The organism is Micromonospora sp. LOL_015 (assembly GCF_048060275.1).
Lineage (GTDB): Bacteria > Actinomycetota > Actinomycetes > Mycobacteriales > Micromonosporaceae > Micromonospora_E.
Genome location: NZ_JBHMIO010000186.1, coordinates 1 through 498 on the forward strand (window position 1 = coordinate 1; position 498 = coordinate 498).

1 protein-coding gene is annotated in these 498 nt (G+C 70.1%); it reads left to right on the forward strand.

Annotated elements, in window-relative coordinates; all coding sequences use genetic code 11:
• A partial coding sequence (locus ACFHWU_RS29400; RefSeq protein ID WP_416592340.1) for a glycogen/starch synthase occupies positions 1–498 on the forward strand: 498 nt, incomplete at both ends.

Consider the following 498-nt stretch of genomic DNA (forward strand, 5'->3'; position numbering starts at 1 on the left):
CTGATGCTGTCCTGGGAGTACCCACCCGTCGTGGTGGGCGGACTGGGCCGGCACGTACACGCCCTCTCCGTCGCCCTGGCCAACGCCGGCCACGAGGTCACCGTCGTCACCCGCCACGCCCCCGGCGCCCCCCTCGAGGAATACGCCGACGGCGTCCGCATCATCCGCGCCGCCGAGGACCCACCCCTGTTCCCCCTCGCCACCCCCAGCCTCCTCGCCTGGACCATGGCCTTCAACCACACCCTCACCCGCGCCGCACTCCGCGCCACCCAGACCGCCGAATACGACGTCATCCACGCCCACGACTGGCTCGTCACCCACACCGCCGTCACCCTCAAGGAACACCTCGACATCCCCCTCGTCGCCACCATCCACGCCACCGAAGCCGGCCGCCACCAGGGCTGGCTCCCCGACGAGATGAACAAGTCCATCCACTCCATCGAACACTGGCTCGGCCACGAGTCGTGCCGGGTGATCACCTGCTCCGGCTACATGCGC